The 19,953-nt window shown below is 45.2% G+C and carries 19 protein-coding genes; 6 read left to right on the top strand and 13 right to left on the bottom strand.

What is annotated here, in order from left to right; translation table 11 throughout:
* Nucleotides 1-35 precede the first annotated feature (35 nt).
* The gene (amt, locus tag GV030_RS05055; protein ID WP_159580411.1) at nucleotides 36-2,285 is read right to left on the bottom strand and encodes an ammonium transporter; all 2,250 of its coding nucleotides are present in this window, start codon (nucleotides 2,283-2,285) and stop codon (nucleotides 36-38) included.
* 253 nt (nucleotides 2,286-2,538) lie between these two features.
* Complete coding sequence (locus GV030_RS05050; protein ID WP_159580409.1) at nucleotides 2,539-2,859, bottom strand: tetratricopeptide repeat protein; 321 nt, start codon at nucleotides 2,857-2,859, stop codon at nucleotides 2,539-2,541.
* A gap of 67 nt (nucleotides 2,860-2,926) precedes the next feature.
* Here GV030_RS05050 and GV030_RS05045 point away from each other — a divergent pair, with 67 nt between their 5' ends.
* Genes GV030_RS05045 through GV030_RS05030 form a run of 4 tightly spaced genes read left to right on the top strand, consistent with a single transcriptional unit; the run spans nucleotide 2,927 to nucleotide 6,522 of the window.
* Entirely contained in the window at nucleotides 2,927-3,664 is a 738-nt protein-coding gene (locus tag GV030_RS05045) for an electron transfer flavoprotein subunit beta/FixA family protein (RefSeq protein ID WP_159580407.1), read from the top strand.
* A gap of 1 nt (nucleotide 3,665) precedes the next feature.
* The gene (locus GV030_RS05040) at nucleotides 3,666-4,622 is read left to right on the top strand and encodes an electron transfer flavoprotein subunit alpha/FixB family protein (protein WP_159580405.1); all 957 of its coding nucleotides are present in this window, start codon (nucleotides 3,666-3,668) and stop codon (nucleotides 4,620-4,622) included.
* On the top strand, nucleotides 4,622-5,218 hold the full coding sequence (locus tag GV030_RS05035; RefSeq protein WP_159580403.1) for a bifunctional nuclease family protein: 597 nt from the start codon (nucleotides 4,622-4,624) through the stop codon (nucleotides 5,216-5,218). The genes GV030_RS05040 and GV030_RS05035 overlap by 1 nt, the downstream gene beginning before the upstream one ends.
* Nucleotides 5,219-5,235: 17 nt before the next feature.
* Nucleotides 5,236-6,522 carry a NupC/NupG family nucleoside CNT transporter gene (locus GV030_RS05030; RefSeq protein WP_159580401.1) on the top strand — a complete coding sequence of 429 codons (1,287 nt, stop codon included), beginning with the start codon at nucleotides 5,236-5,238 and terminating at the stop codon, nucleotides 6,520-6,522.
* On the opposite strand, the gene GV030_RS05025 is transcribed toward GV030_RS05030, so the two are convergent.
* Complete coding sequence (locus GV030_RS05025) at nucleotides 6,519-6,893, bottom strand: methylglyoxal synthase (RefSeq protein WP_159580399.1); 375 nt, start codon at nucleotides 6,891-6,893, stop codon at nucleotides 6,519-6,521. The two genes, GV030_RS05030 and GV030_RS05025, sit on opposite strands and share 4 nt — an antisense overlap.
* 64 nt (nucleotides 6,894-6,957) lie before the next feature.
* Entirely contained in the window at nucleotides 6,958-8,592 is a 1,635-nt protein-coding gene (gene pckA, locus GV030_RS05020) for a phosphoenolpyruvate carboxykinase (ATP) (RefSeq protein WP_159580397.1), read from the bottom strand.
* A gap of 272 nt (nucleotides 8,593-8,864) precedes the next feature.
* On the opposite strand from pckA, the gene GV030_RS05015 reads away from it, so the two are divergent.
* Complete coding sequence (locus GV030_RS05015; RefSeq protein WP_159580395.1) at nucleotides 8,865-10,349, top strand: peptide MFS transporter; 1,485 nt, start codon at nucleotides 8,865-8,867, stop codon at nucleotides 10,347-10,349.
* 59 nt (nucleotides 10,350-10,408) lie between these two features.
* Here the strand turns inward: GV030_RS05015 and GV030_RS05010 are convergent, their stop codons facing one another.
* The 3 genes from GV030_RS05010 to groES all read right to left on the bottom strand — a co-directional run bounded on the left by GV030_RS05010 (nucleotide 10,409) and on the right by groES (nucleotide 13,158).
* Nucleotides 10,409-11,077, bottom strand: a complete 669-nt coding sequence (locus GV030_RS05010) for a hypothetical protein (protein WP_159580393.1) — start codon at nucleotides 11,075-11,077, stop codon at nucleotides 10,409-10,411.
* A 110-nt stretch (nucleotides 11,078-11,187) separates the two neighbouring features.
* Nucleotides 11,188-12,834, bottom strand: coding sequence for a chaperonin GroEL (groL, locus tag GV030_RS05005; RefSeq protein ID WP_159580391.1), 1,647 nt, complete (start codon nucleotides 12,832-12,834; stop codon nucleotides 11,188-11,190).
* A gap of 45 nt (nucleotides 12,835-12,879) precedes the next feature.
* Nucleotides 12,880-13,158 (bottom strand): co-chaperone GroES, encoded by a 279-nt coding sequence (gene groES / locus GV030_RS05000; protein WP_159580389.1) that lies wholly within the window; start codon nucleotides 13,156-13,158, stop codon nucleotides 12,880-12,882.
* Nucleotides 13,159-13,377: 219 nt separating this feature from the next.
* On the opposite strand from groES, the gene GV030_RS04995 reads away from it, so the two are divergent.
* Entirely contained in the window at nucleotides 13,378-14,094 is a 717-nt protein-coding gene (locus tag GV030_RS04995; RefSeq protein WP_159580387.1) for a hypothetical protein, read from the top strand.
* Here the strand turns inward: GV030_RS04995 and secG are convergent.
* The 6 genes from secG to GV030_RS04965 all read right to left on the bottom strand — a co-directional run bounded on the left by secG (nucleotide 14,087) and on the right by GV030_RS04965 (nucleotide 19,900).
* On the bottom strand, nucleotides 14,087-14,440 hold the full coding sequence (gene secG, locus GV030_RS04990; protein ID WP_159580385.1) for a preprotein translocase subunit SecG: 354 nt from the start codon (nucleotides 14,438-14,440) through the stop codon (nucleotides 14,087-14,089). The genes GV030_RS04995 and secG overlap by 8 nt on opposite strands.
* A gap of 7 nt (nucleotides 14,441-14,447) precedes the next feature.
* Nucleotides 14,448-15,803 (bottom strand): hypothetical protein, encoded by a 1,356-nt coding sequence (locus tag GV030_RS04985; protein ID WP_159580383.1) that lies wholly within the window; start codon nucleotides 15,801-15,803, stop codon nucleotides 14,448-14,450.
* A gap of 39 nt (nucleotides 15,804-15,842) precedes the next feature.
* The gene (gene lptE / locus GV030_RS04980) at nucleotides 15,843-16,364 is read right to left on the bottom strand and encodes an LPS assembly lipoprotein LptE (protein WP_159580381.1); all 522 of its coding nucleotides are present in this window, start codon (nucleotides 16,362-16,364) and stop codon (nucleotides 15,843-15,845) included.
* Nucleotides 16,345-17,643, bottom strand: coding sequence for a sigma-54-dependent Fis family transcriptional regulator (locus tag GV030_RS04975; protein ID WP_159580379.1), 1,299 nt, complete (start codon nucleotides 17,641-17,643; stop codon nucleotides 16,345-16,347). Before GV030_RS04975 ends, lptE begins: the two co-directional genes overlap by 20 nt.
* Nucleotides 17,643-19,106, bottom strand: a complete 1,464-nt coding sequence (gene miaB / locus GV030_RS04970) for a tRNA (N6-isopentenyl adenosine(37)-C2)-methylthiotransferase MiaB (protein WP_159580377.1) — start codon at nucleotides 19,104-19,106, stop codon at nucleotides 17,643-17,645. Before miaB ends, GV030_RS04975 begins: the two co-directional genes overlap by 1 nt.
* An 80-nt stretch (nucleotides 19,107-19,186) precedes the next feature.
* A complete protein-coding gene (locus tag GV030_RS04965; protein WP_221413287.1) occupies nucleotides 19,187-19,900 on the bottom strand; it encodes a YceI family protein in 714 nt (237 codons plus the stop codon).
* Nucleotides 19,901-19,953: the final 53 nt, after the last annotated feature.

Raw genomic sequence — 19,953 nt, 5'->3', positions numbered from 1 at the left:
CAGACGTTTTTTCAGAATAATGATTGCCAGGATGCTCAGGGTTTGATGCCCATGACCAAAATGTCCTCGGTTTGGTCTTCTTTACCTTTCCAGTTTTCCAGTTCGGTGGTAATATTTATTTTCTGATCAGCCATGGATTTTCCGGCACCCTTCTCCAGGAGTACCCTGAATTTGGTGGTGGAATATCGCTTGCCGCTTTCATTCAGTTGGTTCGGAAATCCTTCTGTACAAAGGAAGAAAGCGTCACCTTTTGAGTAATCTATTTTGACTCGTTCAAATTTCTTTTGAGCTTTTCCGGACATACCGAGCGGAACATCCAGTCCTTTAAATTCTGTAAGGATACTATCTAGCTTTTTGGCGTATAGCTTTACACCTGATCCCGATCCTGAATAATAAACCCTCCTTCTGACCGTATCTACCAATAGCATCCCGATTTCTACACCTTTTCTCACTTCCTCGTCGGCTTTGGATTGGCCAAGTGCCATAGTGAGCTTTTGATCCAGAATTTCGAGCACTTTCTCTGGGGCTAATATTTTTTTGATTCCCACTATCTCATTGAGCTGAGAGATGGTAAGTGCCGTAATAAATGCACTCGAAATGTCGGGATCCTGGGAGGTGGCGGCTATGGCGATGTTGTATCCTTTTTCCTTGCCATGCCAGTAAAATCCCGACGATACCTTTCCTTTCGGTTTCAGTAAAAGGAAAGAATCTTCAAATACGCTGGTGATGGAGTGTTCTTCTCCGAGTAGCACATCCTGCATGTTGCCGATGACATCCATTTTATCCTTGTAAAAAGAAAGCTCCACCAGATCAATCGACGTGGTGCTCTTGTCTCTTTGCTCCTCGATGATACCGGAGAGGTACCTTACAGCCTTTAAAGTGGGTACCACATTGCCAGAGTCGTCGAGGTATTGTACACCTTCGTTTTTGATCAGATTGATGCGGGTTTCTCGAGGCAGGTTGAGATATTCATCCACTTTGAAGAGGTTGTATGCCCGCTCGCCCACTCTTACTGATACTTGACTCACCGTTTGCTCAGGTAGTTCATCCAGCTCCATGGACTGAACCTGCGCACCAAATATGGCGCCATCTACCTCTTCATTAGGGGAGAGTCTAAGTCCGATTGTGGATTTAATCAACAGGAAAATGAGGTAGGAGACCCCTACAGTGAATACGAAGCACACGATGATCCCAAAAATTTGCACGACGAGTTGAGTGCCTCTGCCGTGCATGAGGAACTCTTCTTTTCCGAAAAGCGCTACGCAAAGTGTACCGAATACGCCACCAAATCCATGTACTGGAATGGCACCAACGGGATCATCCAACTTCCATTTTTCTGAAATAATGATATAGGAAATATTATGAATAACACCGGCGAGTAGCCCAATAATCAAACTACTGATAGGGGAGACCACGTTGCAGCAAGCCGTGATGGCTACCAACCCTGTGAGAGATCCGCCAATGATCTTTTCTATCAGGTCCTGATTTTTTTGAAATATTTTGGCGTGTAGATAAGCGCTGAAACAAGCGCCAGCCGCTGCCAGGTTGGTGTTGAGAATGATGAGGGGCACGGAGGTATCAAAGGCCAGAGCACTGCCGCCATTGAATCCCCACCAGCCCAGCCAAAGGATCATCACGCCCAAAACACTGTATGCGTAATCAGAAGCTTTCACCGGGATGAGTGTGCCCTTGGAGGTGAATCGTCCCAGGCGGGGCCCTACCATCCAAATGCCGACCAGACCTACCCAAGCGCCTACAGAGTGTACTACAGTGGAGCCGGCAAAGTCCATAAACCCAAGACCAGCAAGCCATGGTTGATTGTCTTCATTCAGTAGGTTTCCCCAGGCCCAGTGGCCAAAAATAGGGTATATCAGAACCGCGGTAAATAACGATGCAATGAAGTACGGCGCCAGGGCGGTCCTTCCAGACATAGCACCGGAGACGATCGTAAGGGCTGTGCCTGCAAAAGCAAGCTGGAAGATGAAGAACACCAACGGATAGCCGGGTTCCAGATCATTGCCAAAGAAGAAACTTGTACCAATGAACCCTCCGGCGGAGGTGCCAAACATTAACCCAAAACCGATGATGAAGAATGCAAGACTTCCCGCTACCCAGTCCATCAGGTTCTTAATGCCGATTCCGGAGCGGTGTTCAGATTTGACCAGGCCTGTCTCCAATACCTTGAAGCCGGCCTGCATGAAAAAAACGAGTGCTGCTGAGATGAGAATCCAGAGCGTGTCAGTGGTGTTGAAACTATCTGTCTGAGAGAGTTCTAATAGATCCATAGAAGTTGGTTGGTTGGTTGGTTGAAAACTACGGAAATTTAGATAATACTTTCTTTTATTAAGAATTACGCAATTAAATGTTAATTTATTTACATTTTATATTGCTAAATGGAATAATTGTTGATTATTTAATAATTGAAGGTGGGCAAAGAATCAGTTTTTTATAAATAATGAAATAATCAATTTTAGATTCAATAAAAGACCGAATAAAATTTTAAACTATTCTTTTTTTCAGACTTATAGTTCTAATAATTCATTCCTCAAATTGGAAATTCATATAAGCGGATCGTAACTCTTTGAGGGCATGCGCTTCATTGAGCTCAGTGGCTATCTCTATACCCGCCAGGTAAATTTGCTCAGCTCTTTTTCGATCGCCTAGTTCAGAGTAGAGTGCCGCGGCATGATAATAGGTGCCTATATATTTCGAATGATTTTTTAGTAATTCTTCAAACAATTGCGCACTTTTTTCCTTATTTTCTTGAAGGTGTTCCAGAGCGAGCGCGTATTTTGGAAAAGGGTCATTTGGATCATCCTCTATGAATTTCTCAAGCTGCCTGATTCGATCTGTGTTCATCCTATGTAGATATTATTTACTAACTTCGAAGCCTTAATATTAACCCTAAATTTTTAAGAAAAAGAGAATGAAAATACTCGTTTGTATTACACACGTACCCGATACAACGTCTAAGATTTCTTTCACAGACAATAACACAAAGTTCGACAAGACCGGTGTGCAGTACATCATCGGCCCCTATGATGATTATGCCCTGGCAAGAGCTGTGGAGCTGAAGGAGTCCTCGGGTGGATCCATCACTGTGTTAAATGTAGGAGAAGCCGAAACCGAGCCTACCTTACGCAAGGCTTTGGCCATTGGTGCGGATGATGCCATCAGGATCAATGCTTTCCCAAGAGATGCTTTTTTCGTAGCAAAAGAGATTGCCAAGGCTGCTCAGCAAGGTGAATATGATCTGATATTGATGGGACGTGAGTCGATCGATTTCAACGGAGGTCAGGTACATAGTATGGTAGGTGAACTGATGGGGTTACCCTCAGTATCTCCCGTGATGGTACTGGACATAGAAGGTAATACAGCAAAAATTCAGCGGGAAATAGAAGGAGGTAAAGAATTTATGGAGCTGGATCTGCCTTTCGTGGCAGGTTGTCAGGAGCCAATAGCCGAATGGAAAATCCCCAACATGCGAGGCATTATGTCGGCTCGTTCCAAGCCTTTGAATGTGGTGGAGCCATCTACCGATGATAAAGCCACAGAAGTAGAGGTGTTTGAGCTACCACCAGCGAAAAGCGGGGTAAAACTCATTGATCCGGATCATCTGGACGAACTGGTTAATCTATTGAAGAACGAAGCAAAAGTATTGTAAGATGTCAGCATTAGTATTTGTAGAAATAGAAGAAGGAGCAGTAAAGAAATCCTCCCTGGAGGCGGTGAGTTATGCTGCGCAGGTAGATGGATCTGCCGTGGCTATCGTATTTGGCGCGTTAAGTGATGATGAAGCCTCAAAAATAGGAGCGGCCGGTGCTTCGAAAATATTGCATGCCAGCGATGAGAAGTTGGCCACACCCAATATCATGGCATATGCTTCGGCCATAGCAGAGGCAATGGAAAAGGAAAGTAGTTCCCTGTTGGTATTGGCTAAGTCATCTCTTGGTGACCCTGTGTCGGCCCGAGTGGCCATCAAAACCGGAGCATCATTGGCCACCAATGTGGTGGATCTTCCGGATACATCTGGCGGGTTCAAGGTGAAGTGTAGTATATACACAGGAAAAGCTTTTGCAATGACCACACTAAGTGGTGATAAGAAAATACTCGGTCTTAAAAAGAACGCTATTGCTATCAAAGAGGATGGAGGATCTGCTAGTGTAGAAACCTTTTCACCTACTTTGAACGATGCGGACTTCAAGGTGAAGGTGACCAGCAGGGAAAAGGCGACGGGTGAGATATTGCTACCAGAAGCAGATCTGGTGGTGTCTGGTGGCCGTGGATTGAAAGGCCCCGAGAATTGGGGAATGATAGAGGAGTTGGCCAAAACGATAGGAGCGGCTACTGGCTGTAGTAAACCTGTTTCAGACATGGATTGGCGACCACACCACGAACATGTGGGCCAGACAGGTGTAAAGGTGAGTCCATCTCTTTATATTGCTGTAGGAATTTCCGGAGCCATTCAGCATTTGGCAGGTGTCAATTCCTCCAAGTACATATTGGTCATCAATAAAGATGCAGAGGCACCTTTCTTCAAAGCCGCTGATTACGGTGTGGTGGGAGATGCATTCGAGGTAATACCAAAACTAACAGAAGCGATCAAGGCACAGCAAGGTTAATGGCAGATAAAATCAAATTAGAAATACTAGGACTCTCATCGAGTCAATCACAATCTGGATCATTTGCATTGGTACTGGGTGAGGTAGGCGGAAACCGTCGCCTCCCCATTATCATAGGGATGTTTGAAGCCCAAGCGATTGCCATCGAGATAGAGGAGATCACTCCCAACAGGCCCATGACGCATGACTTATTTAAGTCGTTCGCATTTAATCTGGGGTATGATATCAAGGAGATTTATATTTCCGATCTGAAAGAGGGGGTCTTTTTCGCCAAAATCATTTGTGAGTCAGGGGGAAATCAATTTGAAATAGACGCCCGACCATCTGATGCTATCGCGATTGGTCTGAGATTTAAAGTAGATATATACACCCATGAGTCCATCCTGACTGAAGCTGGTATTGTACTTACAGACGAAGAGGAAGAAATCACTGAGGTGAAACGTAAGTCTACCGGCTCAGGCAAGCCGGAGCCTGTTTCCAAAAAATTGGAGGACTTACCATCGGATCAACTCAACAGTATGCTGGATGAGGCATTGGCTCAGGAAGACTATGAGCGTGCAGCCAAGATTCGGGATGAAATCAATAAACGAAACTAACTCACCGCAGGATTTTGATGGATGTTCTAAGGGCTGCATTTGGGCTGATATTTTTGGTAGGTGTAGCCTATCTTTTCTCACTTAAGCGAAAATCTGTAGACTGGAGGCTCGTGCTTACCGGTATCGCGCTGCAAGTGATATTTGGTCTGCTGATTACACAGATAGATTTTGTTCGGCAGGCGTTCAATTGGATCAGCCGTCAGTTTGTGGTGTTGCTGAGCTTCTCAGGGGACGGGGCATCCTTTCTGTTTGGCAGCCTGATGGACACGGAGAACATGGGCTTTATTTTTGCCCTCCAGGTACTTCCCACGGTTATTTTCTTCTCTACTGTGACCTCAGGTCTGTATTACCTCGGCGTGCTTCAGTGGATTGTGAAGGGCATTGCCTGGATCATGACCCGAACAATGAAGCTTTCAGGAGCAGAATCCCTTTCAGCAGCGGCTAATATTTTCCTTGGACAAACCGAAGCACCATTGCTGGTGCGGCCGTTTGTTCCTAAAATGACGAATTCAGAACTGATGTGCCTGATGACAGGGGGTATGGCTACCATTGCAGGTGGTGTGCTGGCCGGTTATGTGGCCTTTTTGGGAGGCGGAGACCCTGTGGCCCAGGAACGATTTGCTGCGTATCTGCTCAGCGCTTCTATTATGAACGCTCCAGCAGCAATCGTGATGTCCAAGATCATGTTGCCAGAACTCAATCGAGATCAGATCAATACGGATTTGACAGTATCCTCAGATACTATGGGGGTGAATCTGGTGGATGCTTTGGCCAGAGGTGCAGCCGAGGGCTTGAAGCTGGCCCTAAATATTGGTGCTATGCTGTTGGCCTTTATTGCCCTGATTGCAGCAATCAACTATATACTGATGGCGCTTGGTGATGTCACAGGCCTGAATGCCGTGATCGTTTCCAGCACCAATGGTAGTTTTGATGGTTTTTCATTAGAGTATATCCTTGGTCAGTTCTTCAGGATTTTTGCCTTTGTCATCGGTGTGGACTGGAATGAGTCTCTGCAGGTGGGTAGCCTTTTGGGTCAAAAAGTAGTGGTAAACGAGTTTGTAGCCTACCTGGGACTGTCAGAGTTTGTAGCTGAGGGAGCTCTTAATGAGAAGTCTATCGTAATAGCGACTTACGCCCTTTGTGGATTTGCCAATTTCAGCTCCATTGCCATCCAGATTGGTGGTATTGGTGGGATGGCTCCAACACAGCAGGGTAATATTTCAAAATTGGGACTCAGGGCTTTATTTGCGGCCACCCTTGCTACAATGATGACCGCCTCCATTGCCGGAGCACTAATGGTCTAGCTATCTATCTTCTTAAGTAGCGAGTTCATCATGAGCCCTGCAGCTGCAGGATTGGTAGCCAATGGGATGTCATGTACATCACATATCCTCATAAGCATTTGCACATCGGGTTCGTGTGGGTGTTTGCCCATGGGGTCTCTAAAGAAAATGACCATGTCGAGTTTCTTCTCAGCCGCCTCAGCTGCGATCTGAGCATCACCACCCAGTGGGCCTGATAAATAACGATGTACTTTGAGCCCGGCTTTTTCTACGTGCGACCCTGTGGTTCCTGTGGAGACCAGTTCTACCTTTTCTAACCAGTCCTTGTATTTGAGCAGAAATGCTACCATTTCAGCTTTTTTGCCATCGTGGGCGATAATTGCGATTTTCATGGGGGCAAAATAAAAAATGGCAGCCAATTAATTGACTGCCATTCGTGATTAAATCATTTTCATTTTAAGCCTCCACTTTCATTGGGTACTTTTTATTAGGCTGTGGTTCTCCCTCCAGAATCTCCTTGCTGGCATATTCTCTGAACTTATCAAAGTTCCTGTTGAATTTGAGTGCCAGCTCGTTCGCCTTTTTGTAGAAAGCTTCGTCGTTTTTCCAGGTCTCTCGAGGACTCAGAATCTCATTCGGTACATTCGGACACGTCAGGGGCATCTCCGCACCAAAGATAGAGTGTGTTCGGTACCCCACATTTTCCAACACACCAGAAAGGGCAGCGGAAATCATAGCGCGTGTGTACTTGAGTTTGATTCTGGATCCTACACCGTAAGGGCCACCTGTCCATCCGGTATTAATGAGCCAAACTTTCACTTCGTTTTCCTCCATTTTCTTACCCAGCATTTCTGCATAAGCAGTAGGGTGCAGGGGCATGAACGGCGCTCCAAAACATGCTGAGAACACTGGTACTGGCTCGGTGATGCCCGCTTCAGTGCCTGCTACCTTGGAGGTGTATCCGGAGATGAAGTGATACATCGCCTGACCTTTGGATAACCTCTGAATAGGAGGGATTACCCCATAGGCGTCACAGGTAAGAAAGAATATGTTCTTCGGTAACCCTCCAACGGATGGCTTAGCGATGTTTTTGATGCTTTCGATCGGGTAGGATACACGAGTGTTTTCCGTTACCTCTGTGTTGCTATAGTCTACCGTGCGGGTATTTGGAATGAATCGAGTGTTTTCCAAAATGGCACCATATTGAATGGCGTTGAAAATATCCGGTTCGTTCTCCTCGCTAAGGTTGATCACTTTGGCATAGCATCCACCTTCGAAATTGAATATGTTATTGTTGGTCCATCCGTGCTCATCATCACCGATCAATAGGCGCTCCGGATCTGCTGAAAGGGTGGTTTTCCCTGTTCCGGAAAGTCCGAAATAAATGGCCGTATCGTGTTTTTCAACTCCCATATTAGCAGAACAGTGCATGGGTAGCACGTGATCTTCGGTGGGTAGCAGGAAGTTAAGCACTGAGAAAATGCCTTTTTTGATTTCCCCGGAATAAGCGGTACCTCCTATAAGGATGATCCGCTTGGTCATGTTGATAATGGCGAAATTTCCCTGTCTGACGCCATCTGTTTTTGGATCCGCTTCAAATTCAGGACAGCAGATTACCGTGAAATTGGGATCGAAATCCTGCAGTTTGTAGTCCGGAGGGGTGATGAACATGTTGTAGCAGAAGAGGTTGTGCCACGCAAGCGTGTTCACTACTCTCAACTTCAGCCTGTGCGTTTTGTCCGCTCCGGCATAGGCGTCACGCACATAGACTTTTTTGTCTTCCAGAAACTTCAGCATCTTGGCGTGGATTTTATCGAAGTTCTCCGGACTCACAGGTCTGTTGATGTCACCCCACCATACTTTGTCCTGCGTTTTTGCATCTTCCACGATAAAGCGATCCTGAGGTGATCTTCCAGTATATTTTCCGGTATCGCACATCAGGGCGCCAGTATCTGTAAGGTGTCCCTCACCATTTCTGACTGAATCTTCAATCAGTTCTGCGGCATTGAGGTTCCAGAATGCTTCTTTCACCTTGAGAATCCCGGCGGCCTCCAGTCCTACTTTCTGAGATTTTAATCCTTTTTCGTTCATTGTTTTCGGGGGTTTAGCCTTTGAATAACAAATCAAAGGTCAATATATAGGTTGTTTATAAGTCTGATATTGGTCAGTATGTGAGGTGTTTTTTGTTGTTTGCAATCGTTTGCAATACAAATTTAAGCCGGATGCGTCAAAAAGAGAAACTTTAGGGGTGATATGGTTTAGGAAGTTTTGAAATGCCTTGGTCTAGATATATTTCATTATTATTGTTGGTTGCGTAAAGTGCGTATTTAAATAAACATTAACCTACTTTATTTTTTTGATCAATGAGTTCTGAAAGCACGTTTTTTGGCCACCCCAGGGGACTAGCCACCCTGTTTTTTACGGAAATGTGGGAAAGGTTTAGCTATTATGGTATGCGGGCCATTCTTATCCTTTTTATGACCACAGAAACGGCCCAGCAGGGGCTGGGTTTGGATGTGGAGACTTCTGCGGCAGTTTATGGTTTGTATACTGCGGCAGTTTACCTCCTCTCTCTACCCGGTGGATGGCTGGCTGATAATGTTTTCGGCCAACAAAAATCTATTTGGTACGGTGGTATTCTAATCATGGTTGGTCACTTGATTCTGGCCATACCCGGTTCGCAGGAGATTTTCTTTATCGGCCTGGGCTTTGTGGCGATGGGTACGGGTTTCCTCAAGCCAAACATAAGCTCCATTGTGGGGGATCTCTATGGCGATGACAAAGGAGCGAAGCGTGATGCTGGATTTTCAATTTTCTATATGGGCATCAATCTGGGGTCTCTTTTGGGGCAAACGGTCGTGAGCTTTTTAGGAGAGAAGGTAGACTGGCATATGGGTTTTGGAGCTGCAGCGGTTGGGATGTTTCTCGGACTGATCCAGTATAAACTCACCCTGGGTACCCTCAAGGGCATAGGCATGAAGCCCGAGAAGAAAGTGAAGCTACCGGGAGAGAAAAGTGGAGCCACGTTCACCTATGCGCTGACAGCAGGTGCTATATTGTTAATATTCGTAATGCAATATTTGGGTATTGTGGACGTGACCACCGCGCGTGGGATAGCAGAGAGTGTGGGAGTCCTCATAGTGGTCGTGACCCTGGCTTATTTTGCCAATATATTTATCTCAGGAGGGCTGGATATGGCAGAGCGCAAGCAGGTTTTTGTGATCTTTCTCTTGTTTATTGGTGCTTCGGTATTTTGGGCGGGCTTTGAGCAGGCTGGATCCACCCTCAATCTGTTTGCCAGAGATTACACTGACCGGATGATTTTTGGGTATGAACTACCCGCAGGTATTCTTCAGAATTTTAATCCTTTTTTCATTATTATACTTTCTCCTGTGTTTGGAGCGATCTGGATTCGGCTGGCAGCCAAGCAAATGAATCCAAGTACCCCGATCAAGTTTGGTTTTGGACTGATCATGATGGCAGTGGGCTTCTTGGTTATGTATTTCGCCGCTGTAATCGTGGTGCAAGGTACCAAAGCAGGCATGGGCTGGTTGATCGTGACTTACCTTTTTCATACTACAGGCGAGTTGACCTTGAGTCCTGTTGGTTTGAGTGCCACCACTAAGCTGGCTCCTCGAAAATATTATAGCCAGATGATGGGTATATGGTTTGTAGCCACGGCCCTCGGTAACCTTATTGCGGGACTTTTTGCCGGTGGATTTGACCCTAATGACGCCTCTCAGGTGCCGGGACTGTTCATGTCAGTAGTCCTCCTGGGAGTGGGTAGTGGTATCATGTTCCTGATCTTCTCCGGATTTATGAGAAGGTGGATGGGCAATGTGAGGTAATAGCCAATAGTCCGATACACATGAAAAGCCGCTCGTAGCTACAGCTACGAGCGGCTTTTTTATTTTGAAAACTTGACACCAATTGAAAACTCGATTCCCTCCAGGAGGATGGCCGTGTCTTCAAGATCGATAGCCTTGGTTTGAATGCCTGAAGCAGTGGTGCCGCCCGTGTAAGAGCCCGAGAGGTGAGAAGATGCTGCCCCTTTGAGGTATTGAGATTCTGCAGTGATGGAGAAGTTGTCATTCACTTTGAATTCGAATTCAATACCCGCCATCCAGCCAAGTCCCAGCTGGTCTTCGAGTTTAAAATCTGAGTTGAGCACTTCCCAGCCTTCATAATCTCTAAATGCCCGATCCATATTTCCTTCATTGATTCGGGTGTTGATATTCCACCAACCAAAACCACCACCGAGCAGTTTGATTTGCATAGGTCCCAATGGAATTTTAAAGAAGAGTTCCATAGGGACCAGCAGGGCATAATGCGGCCCTGTGAGAGGTTTTTCGTATTCGAATGGGAGTTTTTCCATGGCTAGGCCGGGGATGCTATAGAGGGTGGCTCCGGTCTCCACCCCAATCTTGTTGCCAAGGCCGATGCCTCGTACAGAAAAAGGGCTCACCGGGGCTGAGAGATAGCCGTTTTTGGGTATGAGGTAAGAGAAGGAGACGCCTTGCCCAAAAGACATGTAGCCGAAAAAAATGATTATTGCCAGAATGAATAGTCGCTTCATAAGAGATGAGTTATCTGGTGAAGATATGTTTATTGCGACTGGTCTAAAAAGTGAGGAGCAAAAAAAAGCCCGATTGCTCGGGCTCTTTTGTTCTTAATGAGGAAATGGGATTACATCATTCCACCCATTCCGCCCATGCCACCTGGCATTCCGCCTGGCATTCCACCACCAGCAGCTTCTTCTTCTGGATGATCAGCTACCACACACTCTGTAGTCAATAGGAGTGCAGCGATAGACGCAGCGTTCTCCAAAGCCAAACGAGTTACTTTGGTAGGGTCAATGATACCAGCTTTGAACATGTTCACATATTCACCTGTAGCAGCATTGAAGCCGTAATCGTCTTTGCCTTCTTTCACGGCATTCACTACCACAGAAGCTTCTCCGCCAGCGTTGTTCACGATGGTTCTAAGCGGCGCCTGAATGGCATTGTATATGATTTTCACACCAGTAGTCTGGTCGATATTCTCCAATTCAAGACCTTCGATGGCTTTAAGCGCTCTGATGAGGGCCACACCACCTCCAGCTACGATACCTTCCTGTACGGCGGCTCTGGTAGCGTGAAGAGCATCGTCCACACGGTCTTTTTTCTCCTTCATCTCTACTTCAGTAGCAGCTCCTATGTAGAGGATGGCTACACCACCAGAAAGCTTAGCAAGTCTTTCCTGTAGTTTTTCCTTGTCGTAATCAGAAGTAGTGTTTTCGATTTGAGATTTGATCTGGTTGACTCTCGCAGCGATATCTTCTGTTTTACCAGCACCATTTACGATGATGGTGTTGTCCTTATCGATGCTGATTTTCTCTGCGGTACCCAGGTAATCCAAAGTAGCATTTTCCAGCTTGTAACCTCTCTCTTCTGAGATGAGAGTACCACCTGTCAGCACTGCGATATCCTCAAGCATTGCTTTTCTTCTGTCACCGAAACCTGGAGCTTTTACAGCAGCAATTTTCAATGAACCACGGATTTTGTTGACCACCAAAGTAGCAAGGGCTTCGCCTTCCACATCTTCGGCAATGATCAACAAAGGTCTTCCTGTCTGAGCAGTTGCCTCAAGGATAGGAAGGAGTTCTTTCATGCTGGAAACTTTCTTATCATAGATAAGGATGTATGGGTTTTCCAACTCAGCTTCCATCTTCTCTGTGTTGGTCACAAAGTAAGGAGAAAGGTAACCTCTGTCAAACTGCATACCTTCTACAGTTTTTACTTCAGTCTCTGTTCCTTTGGCTTCCTCTACAGTGATCACACCATCTTTACCCACTTTTTCCATGGCGTCAGCGATCATTTTACCGATCTCAGCGTCGTTATTGGCGGATACTGAAGCCACTTGAGAAATCTCCTCTGAAGTGCTGATGTCCTTAGACTGAGCTCTCAGGTTTTCGATTACTTTAGCCACCGCTTTGTCAATTCCTCTTTTGAGGTCCATTGGGTTAGCACCAGCGGCTACGTTTTTGATACCATGTCCAAATATAGCCTGAGTCAATACCGTAGCAGTAGTAGTACCGTCACCAGCATCATCTGCGGTTTTTGAAGCTACTTCCTTTACCAATTGAGCACCCATGTTTTCGATTGGGTTTTTCAGCTCAATTTCTTTGGCAACCGACACACCATCTTTAGTGACTGTAGGGGCGCCAAATTTTTTGTCAAGAATTACATTTCGGCCCTTTGGTCCAAGGGTTACTTTTACTGCATCGGCAAGGATGTCAACACCTCTCTTGATGCTATCTCTCGCTTCTGTGTTGAAGAAAATATCTTTAGCCATAATTGTATATGATTTGATTTTTTAGATTGTGATAAATGAATTTTATTATACGATACCGTAGATATCGCTTTCTTTCATGATCAAATACTCTTTACCGTCAATGGAGATTTCCGTACCAGAGTATTTACCATACAAAACCTGGTCACCTACTTTTACATTGATAGGCTCGTCTTTCTTACCAGTACCAATCGCTACGATTTCACCTCTTTGAGGCTTCTCTTTTGCCGTGTCAGGAATGATGATCCCTGATGCAGTTTTTTCTTCTGCGGCCGCTGGCTCCACAAGAACCCTATCGGCTAGTGGTTTGAAATTAACTTTTGACATGTGTGTGAATTTTATGGTTTAGTCAATTAATGAAAAAATATTGCTGATAGGCCAAGTAGCATTTTACATGCCAATCGTATAAAAAGGTATGATAAGGCAGTAAATGGCAGATAAATACTGACAAAATATCAGAGTAATTTTTTCAATGTCAGGCTGTCTGTCAGTTTGCCATTTAGAATTTTCATGTTTAAATTCTTGGAGATAAAAATTGATAGACATATGGGAAATTTGAATCATGATTGGCTGACAGAAGGTATGATCGATTACGAGTATAAAAAGTATGTTCTGTTGGCTTATTTAAAGGACATCAAGCAGCATTTTGACTCTGCAGAATTGTTTCCGTTTTTATCGGACCTTATTATGCACTATAAGAACCTGTTGAATGTAAAATCAAATAAGGAACTTATCTACGAGCATTTTCCTAAGTCCATCTCTCGTGCCGACTTCAAAAAGCTGAAGTTTACTTATCACCGAATGATACAAGATGATGAGATGATGCAGGAAATTGAGGACATCATTGGATTTGCACTACCCAAGCTGGAGGGGAGTATCAATGAAGGGAAGGAGCTGTATGACCTGGTAGAGGATAATCTGGAGGTAAGTGCAGTGGGGCTTACGCCGATTTATGCCAAAGAGGGCTATGTACTGGTGAATCAGGATGCGAAACGAGATGTGTCTGTATTTCGATACCAGGTATCAGTTTTCGAAAATGCTGACGAAAAGTACCGTGGCATTAGCACTACTTTTCTGACCAATGATTTCAGGGATATTTCCAGGACTTATGAGCAGATCAAGATGGATCTTGTTCGTAGGTTTAGAGAGCTACCTAACCCGGCGACTTTTTTGGTGGTGAGCAAATTAAAATTTCCATTGCCACAGACCATATTGCCTGTGGCTAAGAGGATGCTCGTAAGAAAGATAGAGGAGATTAATTAACAGAATCTTCTTCAAGACCAAGGTCTCCTGAAGGCTGCTCTATTGACTGGATGTTCTGAGTAGGAAGCACTGACTCCTGGGCACTTTCAATGTTAGGAGAAGTGAGTGTCTGGGTGTTATCTTCCACAAAGAAATTGGTGGAAAGTGTGAGCACAAGCATGGCTATAGCCAAACCCCAGGTAAGTTTTTCCAGGATATCACCCGTTTTCTTCACACCCATGATCTGCTGTGTGCCAGCCCCGCCAAATTGGCTAGAAAGTCCACCCCCTTTAGGGTTTTGGGCCAAAACAACAAGAATCAACAAAAATGCTACAAGGATGATAATGCTAATGATAAGGGCGTACATTCTAAATCTATTGGTTTATTTTCTTGATAATGTCCGCAAAGTAAGTTGTTTTTTCAGGAAATCGCACTATGAGGGCCTCATATATTTGAACGGCACGATCCTTTTTGCCTTGCTGCAAATAGATTTCGGCGAGATACTCCGAAGCAATCTCAGGATGCAATTCTGTACTGGCGCCAGAAAGGTCTACCTGAGCGTTGGCAGCTGATTTGCTGGCCGGCGAAATGGACGGGTTGCTTTTAATGAAATTGGTGATGATATCGTCCTGATTTACCCTTTTGGGCTCACCCTTGTCGTCCTTTTTATTGCCCTCTTCTGACTTCTTCTTGTCCTTTTTCTGAGCTTTCTTTTTTGGTGTATCGGCAGACTTCTTCTTACTCTCGGGCTTTTGCTTAGTGGTTGTTGGCTTGGTTTTGCCAGCGGCTTTGGCCGTTTTGGCTGGTTTTTTGGCTACTTTTTTGGACTCAGCTTTAGTCTTTTTAGGTTCCAAAGGTTCATTCTCTTCGGTAATCCTTGATACCCTGGCCGAACGAGATTCGGATGGTTTCCTTACGATATCGCGAGGCTTCTCTTCTTCCGGATCCGTATCTGGTTGGGGTTCGTCAGCTTTTTCGGCAATTGGTTCTTCTTTCTGTTGTGACTCCACCGCTTCTGCCACTTCTGGTTCTGCCTCTGCTTTTGGTTCCTCAGGAGTATCAGCTTCAAGGGACTCTTCTTTGGAAGAAGGAGCAGGTTCAGGTGTTACCTCTTTTGTTTCCTCAGGTTCAGGGGCCGCAGTGGTCTTTTGCGTAGCTTTTTTGACCGCATTGTCCACAGCCTCTTCTTCGGCCAGTTCATTTTCTATTTTGTTGAACCTGGCCCTGTTGATTTTTAACTCCTCCAAATCACGATAAAGCTCATCAATGATGTGATCTAAATCAGAAGATTTGCTCGTTTCTGGCACTGAAGGCTCTGGAGCAGGTGCCTCATCCTGGATAATGGGCTTCGGTTGAGGTTTTGGTTTGGGAGGTTCTTCTTTGGCGATCTGCTTACTTTGGGCAGTGGTGATTCTGTTGGTTTTGATGGTGTCGGTTAGGTCACGCTCTCTGTCTGCTTCGTGAGACTCATGCACCGTCAGTGGACTCAGGAAAATTAATTCATCATTGATATATCGCTTCAGTAATGCACGATCGGTAGCATATACGGCAGCCGAGGAGATGTTCGCGCCGGCATTTTTAGACTTCAGGATTTTACTGCCTTTTGCTAAGAGAGTCCTTGCACCCTGGAAGTAGGGATAATCATTTACAAGTGCTTCTAACTGTCCCAGAGATTCCGTGTCCAGATTGGAAGGCGTCCTCAAATACTCAACGAATTTCTGTTTGTTCACAGGAATTTATGTTTCGGTGAAAATCTAAATTAAGAAAAATTACCAATTTGCCACAGAGGCATTGAATATATCGAGGATTATTTGGTCAAATATCTCCTCTACAAGGATTTGCTCTTCGGATGAAATGTCCTGAGAGTTGTCAAAATCTTTGAAAAAGGAGAATTTTCGCTCAAAATCAAACTCGTCATCCTGCGTATTGATATAGCTGGCAAAGACAGTGATGGTGATTCTTGACATGCTGGCAAAGTCAGCCTGATCGTTGTTTCCAGAAGCGGTGGCCGATACAGGTGTAATGGTATAATCAGCGATATAACCATCTATTTGCAGATCACCATTGTCATCCACCAGAGACAAGCTGGTATTCTGCTGATAGTAATCCTTGATGCTTTCGGTGAAAAGGACACTCATGTTGGAAGGACCAAGAGTGGCGTTATTGAAAAAGGTTTGAATGGAGATGGTTTTCACAGTAGGAGAGATAGAAGCTCCTGTGAAACTATACACCCCACAACCGGAGAGAATAACAAGTGAACCAAGCAGGGCACTAAATGCTATCAATCTCATATTGCTTGATTTTTCTATAAAGCGTTCTTTCAGAAATCCCCAGATCTTTGGCTGCATACTTTCTTTTATTATTGTTCTTTTTCAATGCCATAATGATCATTTCCTTCTCCTTCTTTTCAAGGGAAAGAGAATCACCATCGTCGGTTTCATGTGTGATGTCTTCTATGTCATATTCGTCCTCAACAATCCGGTCACGGGTGTTTTGCTCCCTGGTAGACTCCAGCATGATCGGCTTGATAGGTGGGTGATCATAGTCTTCATTGCGTTCGGGTCTGTTATAGGCCTCCACATCATTGAACAAACGCTCATGTTGGGACAAAATTTCACTTCGGGAGCCGTCCTCAGACAAAATCTCATGGATCAGCGATTTCATCTCGGACATGTCTTTTTTCATATCGAAAAGAACTTTGTAGAGTAGATCACGCTCTGAGAAGTTCTCTGAATTCTCCGTTTTCCCAATAAGGGCAGGGAGGTAGGAGGTGGTTTTAGGAAGGTATTTCAGAAGTGTGTCAGCATCAATTTCACGTTCCATCTCTAGCACGCTCATTTGTTCCACCAGGTTTTTAAGCTGACGTATATTGCCGGGAAATCTGAACTTCAGGAGCATTTCCTGCGCACCTTCAGTGAGGTAGGCAGGTTTGGTTCTGTAGGTCTCGGAAAAATCCGAGGCAAACTTCCTGAAAAGTAAAAGGACATCCTCACCACGTTCTCTGAGAGCTGGTACCTGTATAGGTACCGTATTGAGGCGGTAGTAGAGGTCTTCTCTGAACTTATTTTTCTCAATGGCGGCATTCAGGTCCACATTGGTCGCGGCGATCACCCGCACGTCTGTCTTCAAAACCTTGGATGAACCTACTTTGATAAACTCACCATTTTCCAGGACCCTGAGTAACCTCGCTTGGGTACTTACCGGCAGTTCCCCGATTTCATCCAGGAAGATGGTGCCCCCATTGGTGACTTCAAAATATCCTTTTCTGGATTCGTGCGCCCCTGTAAAAGCTCCTTTTTCATGGCCGAAAAGTTCCGAGTCGATGGTTCCTTCAGGAATGGCTCCGCAGTTGATGGCAATAAACTGTCCATGCTTGCGATGAGAAAGACTGTGAATGATCTTGGAAAAGGACTCTTTGCCCGCACCACTTTCTCCGGAGATCAGCACACTCATGTCAGTAGGCGCTACCTGCATGGCTATTCTGATAGCATTGTTGAGTTTTGGCGAGTTACCAATGATCTCAAAACGCTGCTTGACAGCCTGTACTTCCGAACTTGTTTTGTAATCCATTATGCTATCACCTCCCCGAATAGTGTAGCTGCAGTGCAGTCATACACTTTCACCTGAACGTATTCGCCTTTTTTAGCTCCATTGTTTTTGAAAATGACCACCTTGTTGGCAGTGTTTCTGCCTTGCAGATCGTCATTAGATCTCTTGCTAAACCCTTCAACCAACACCATGAAAGTTTTCCCGATATCTCGCTGGTTTCTGGCCAGCGAGAGCCCGCGCTGGGTGTCTATGACTTCCTGAAGCCTTCTTTTTTTGACTTCCAATGGAATGTCATCTTTGTATTTTTTGGCCGCTAGTGTTCCTGGTCGCTCAGAGTAGAAAAACATGTACGAGAAGTCGTACTGCACATACTCCATGAGAGAAAGTGAGTCCTGGTGCTCGGCCTCTGTTTCGGTACAAAATCCGGTGATCATGTCAGAGCTGATGCCACAATCATCTCCAAGGATCTCACGAATCGCATCCACTCGGTTGATGTACCATTCCCGATCGTAGGTTCTGTTCATAAGTTCCAGTACCCGTGAGTTGCCGCTCTGTGCCGGTAGGTGAATGTACTTGCAGATGTTCTCATAGCGCTTCATTGTATGAAGCACCTCGTCGGTGATGTCTTTGGGGTGCGATGTGGAGAATCTCACCCTCAGCTCAGGGTGTACCTGCGCCACCATTTCCAGCAAATTAGCAAAATTGACGACTTGATTTACCTCTTGCTTTTCCAGTCGGGCTTTGTTGTTTTCTTCCGGTGACCACTTATAAGAGTCCACATTTTGCCCCAGGAGGGTCACTTCGCGGTACCCTTTGCTAAAAAGATCCTGGGCTTCGCTGATGATGGAATGAGGGTCTCTTGAGCGCTCCCGACCCCTGGTGAAGGGCACCACGCAAAAGGAGCACATGTTGTCACAGCCACGCATAATGGAGATGAAAGCAGTCACTCCATTGGAGTTGAGCCTTACCGGAGAGATATCTGCATAGGTCTCTTCACGAGAAAGGAAGGTGTTTACGCCTTTTTGACCTTCCTCGGCCTGTCTTACAAGGTTAGGCAAATCTCTATAGGCATCCGGGCCTACCACCAGGTCAACAATTTTCTCCTCTTCCAGTAGATTGCTTTTGAGGCGCTCGGCCATACAGCCCAGTACACCTATGGTGATTTCTGGCCGCTCAAGCTTGATTTTATTAAACTGGGTAAGCCTTTTTCTGATGGTTTGCTCCGCTTTTTCACGAATAGAGCAGGTATTCAGGAGAATCACATCTGCAGCTTCAAATGAAGCGGTGGTGTCGAATCCCTCTTTTTGGAGTATAGATGTAACGATCTCGCTATCAGAGAAATTCATCTGACAGCCGTAGCTTTCTATGTAAAGTTTTTTGGCTGTTTGATTATTACTTTCTTTCGAAACTTTTACCTCACAGTGCTCTTCCTGCACATCATTGCTTTGGTCCAAAATTTCCAGGTCCTCTATCAACTGAGTCATAGTGGGTCAATTATTTAATGGGCAAAGATAAGTAGCAAACTTAAGACAATGACATCTTGTCAGTATTTCTGAGGCTAAATTTATCTCGTCACTTCCAGGTTTAGTCCCACATTCACCGTGTTATAAATGAACCGATCCTTGGCTTTGTCGATCACACTGGCTTCATCACTGTAGGAGAGGTTCCAATCTGTCCGATCGATGTTGAATTTGGCTTCTGCACGGATAGATTCTGGATTGAAGCTTATATCGGCTGGGAAAGTTATACTTCTGGTAGCGCCTCTCAGGGTCAGGTTGCCGGTGATCAGATGTGTAGGGTTGGCAACCATGAATGAACTCAGTGTGGCCGGTGTGTACTCAGATTCGAATTCCTGGGTGTCTTTTGGCAGCGCTGTTGAATCGAAAGGAGTTACTTCTACAATCTCAAAGGAAGCAGTGGGGAAACTGTCTGCCTCAAAAAAATCCTCTGACATCAAGTGGTCTTTTAGCTTCTTACTCCTTGCAGGATCTTTCATGAGATCCATCACTTGTAGTCTTCGAACAGCCATTTCGAATTTTCCACCAACAATTTCATTGTTGAGTACAGCAAGTTGACCGGTAGTGAAGGGAATGATTCCATTGTGTTGACCTTTAGGCTTGCTTCCGATCCATGTGACCACAGACGAAGTTGTATCAATATCGATCCATGCAGCTTTTTCTGATACAGACATGACCTCTTGCTCTGCCCCGGCTTCCAGGTTTTTTTCGGTAGGAGTAGAGCATGAGGAGATCAAGGTCAGCGTGAATAGACCAATCATAAGTTTCATTGTGGGGGCATTCATATTCCTGATTTCATTTTTTGTTTTAAAAC

The sequence above is a fragment of the Marinoscillum sp. 108 genome (assembly GCF_902506655.1).
GTDB lineage: Bacteria > Bacteroidota > Bacteroidia > Cytophagales > Cyclobacteriaceae > Marinoscillum > Marinoscillum luteum.
Note: the sequence above shows the minus strand (reverse complement) of the source record. Positions and strands in the feature narration are given on the sequence as shown.

Excerpts from the sequence above, each read along its gene's own strand:
- amt (WP_159580411.1), bottom strand. The coding sequence starts at position 2,285 with ATGGATCTATTAGAACTCTCTCAGACAGATAGTTTCAACACCACTGAC.
- GV030_RS05050 (WP_159580409.1), bottom strand. The coding sequence starts at position 2,859 with ATGAACACAGATCGAATCAGGCAGCTTGAGAAATTCATAGAGGATGAT.
- GV030_RS05045 (WP_159580407.1), top strand. The coding sequence starts at position 2,927 with ATGAAAATACTCGTTTGTATTACACACGTACCCGATACAACGTCTAAG.
- GV030_RS05040 (WP_159580405.1), top strand. The coding sequence starts at position 3,666 with ATGTCAGCATTAGTATTTGTAGAAATAGAAGAAGGAGCAGTAAAGAAA.
- GV030_RS05035 (WP_159580403.1), top strand. The coding sequence starts at position 4,622 with ATGGCAGATAAAATCAAATTAGAAATACTAGGACTCTCATCGAGTCAA.
- GV030_RS05030 (WP_159580401.1), top strand. The coding sequence starts at position 5,236 with ATGGATGTTCTAAGGGCTGCATTTGGGCTGATATTTTTGGTAGGTGTA.
- GV030_RS05025 (WP_159580399.1), bottom strand. The coding sequence starts at position 6,893 with ATGAAAATCGCAATTATCGCCCACGATGGCAAAAAAGCTGAAATGGTA.
- pckA (WP_159580397.1), bottom strand. The coding sequence starts at position 8,592 with ATGAACGAAAAAGGATTAAAATCTCAGAAAGTAGGACTGGAGGCCGCC.
- GV030_RS05015 (WP_159580395.1), top strand. The coding sequence starts at position 8,865 with ATGAGTTCTGAAAGCACGTTTTTTGGCCACCCCAGGGGACTAGCCACC.
- GV030_RS05010 (WP_159580393.1), bottom strand. The coding sequence starts at position 11,077 with ATGAAGCGACTATTCATTCTGGCAATAATCATTTTTTTCGGCTACATG.
- groL (WP_159580391.1), bottom strand. The coding sequence starts at position 12,834 with ATGGCTAAAGATATTTTCTTCAACACAGAAGCGAGAGATAGCATCAAG.
- groES (WP_159580389.1), bottom strand. The coding sequence starts at position 13,158 with ATGTCAAAAGTTAATTTCAAACCACTAGCCGATAGGGTTCTTGTGGAG.
- GV030_RS04995 (WP_159580387.1), top strand. The coding sequence starts at position 13,378 with ATGGGAAATTTGAATCATGATTGGCTGACAGAAGGTATGATCGATTAC.
- secG (WP_159580385.1), bottom strand. The coding sequence starts at position 14,440 with ATGTACGCCCTTATCATTAGCATTATCATCCTTGTAGCATTTTTGTTG.
- lptE (WP_159580381.1), bottom strand. The coding sequence starts at position 16,364 with ATGAGATTGATAGCATTTAGTGCCCTGCTTGGTTCACTTGTTATTCTC.
- GV030_RS04975 (WP_159580379.1), bottom strand. The coding sequence starts at position 17,643 with ATGGATTACAAAACAAGTTCGGAAGTACAGGCTGTCAAGCAGCGTTTT.
- miaB (WP_159580377.1), bottom strand. The coding sequence starts at position 19,106 with ATGACTCAGTTGATAGAGGACCTGGAAATTTTGGACCAAAGCAATGAT.
- GV030_RS04965 (WP_221413287.1), bottom strand. The coding sequence starts at position 19,900 with ATGATTGGTCTATTCACGCTGACCTTGATCTCCTCATGCTCTACTCCT.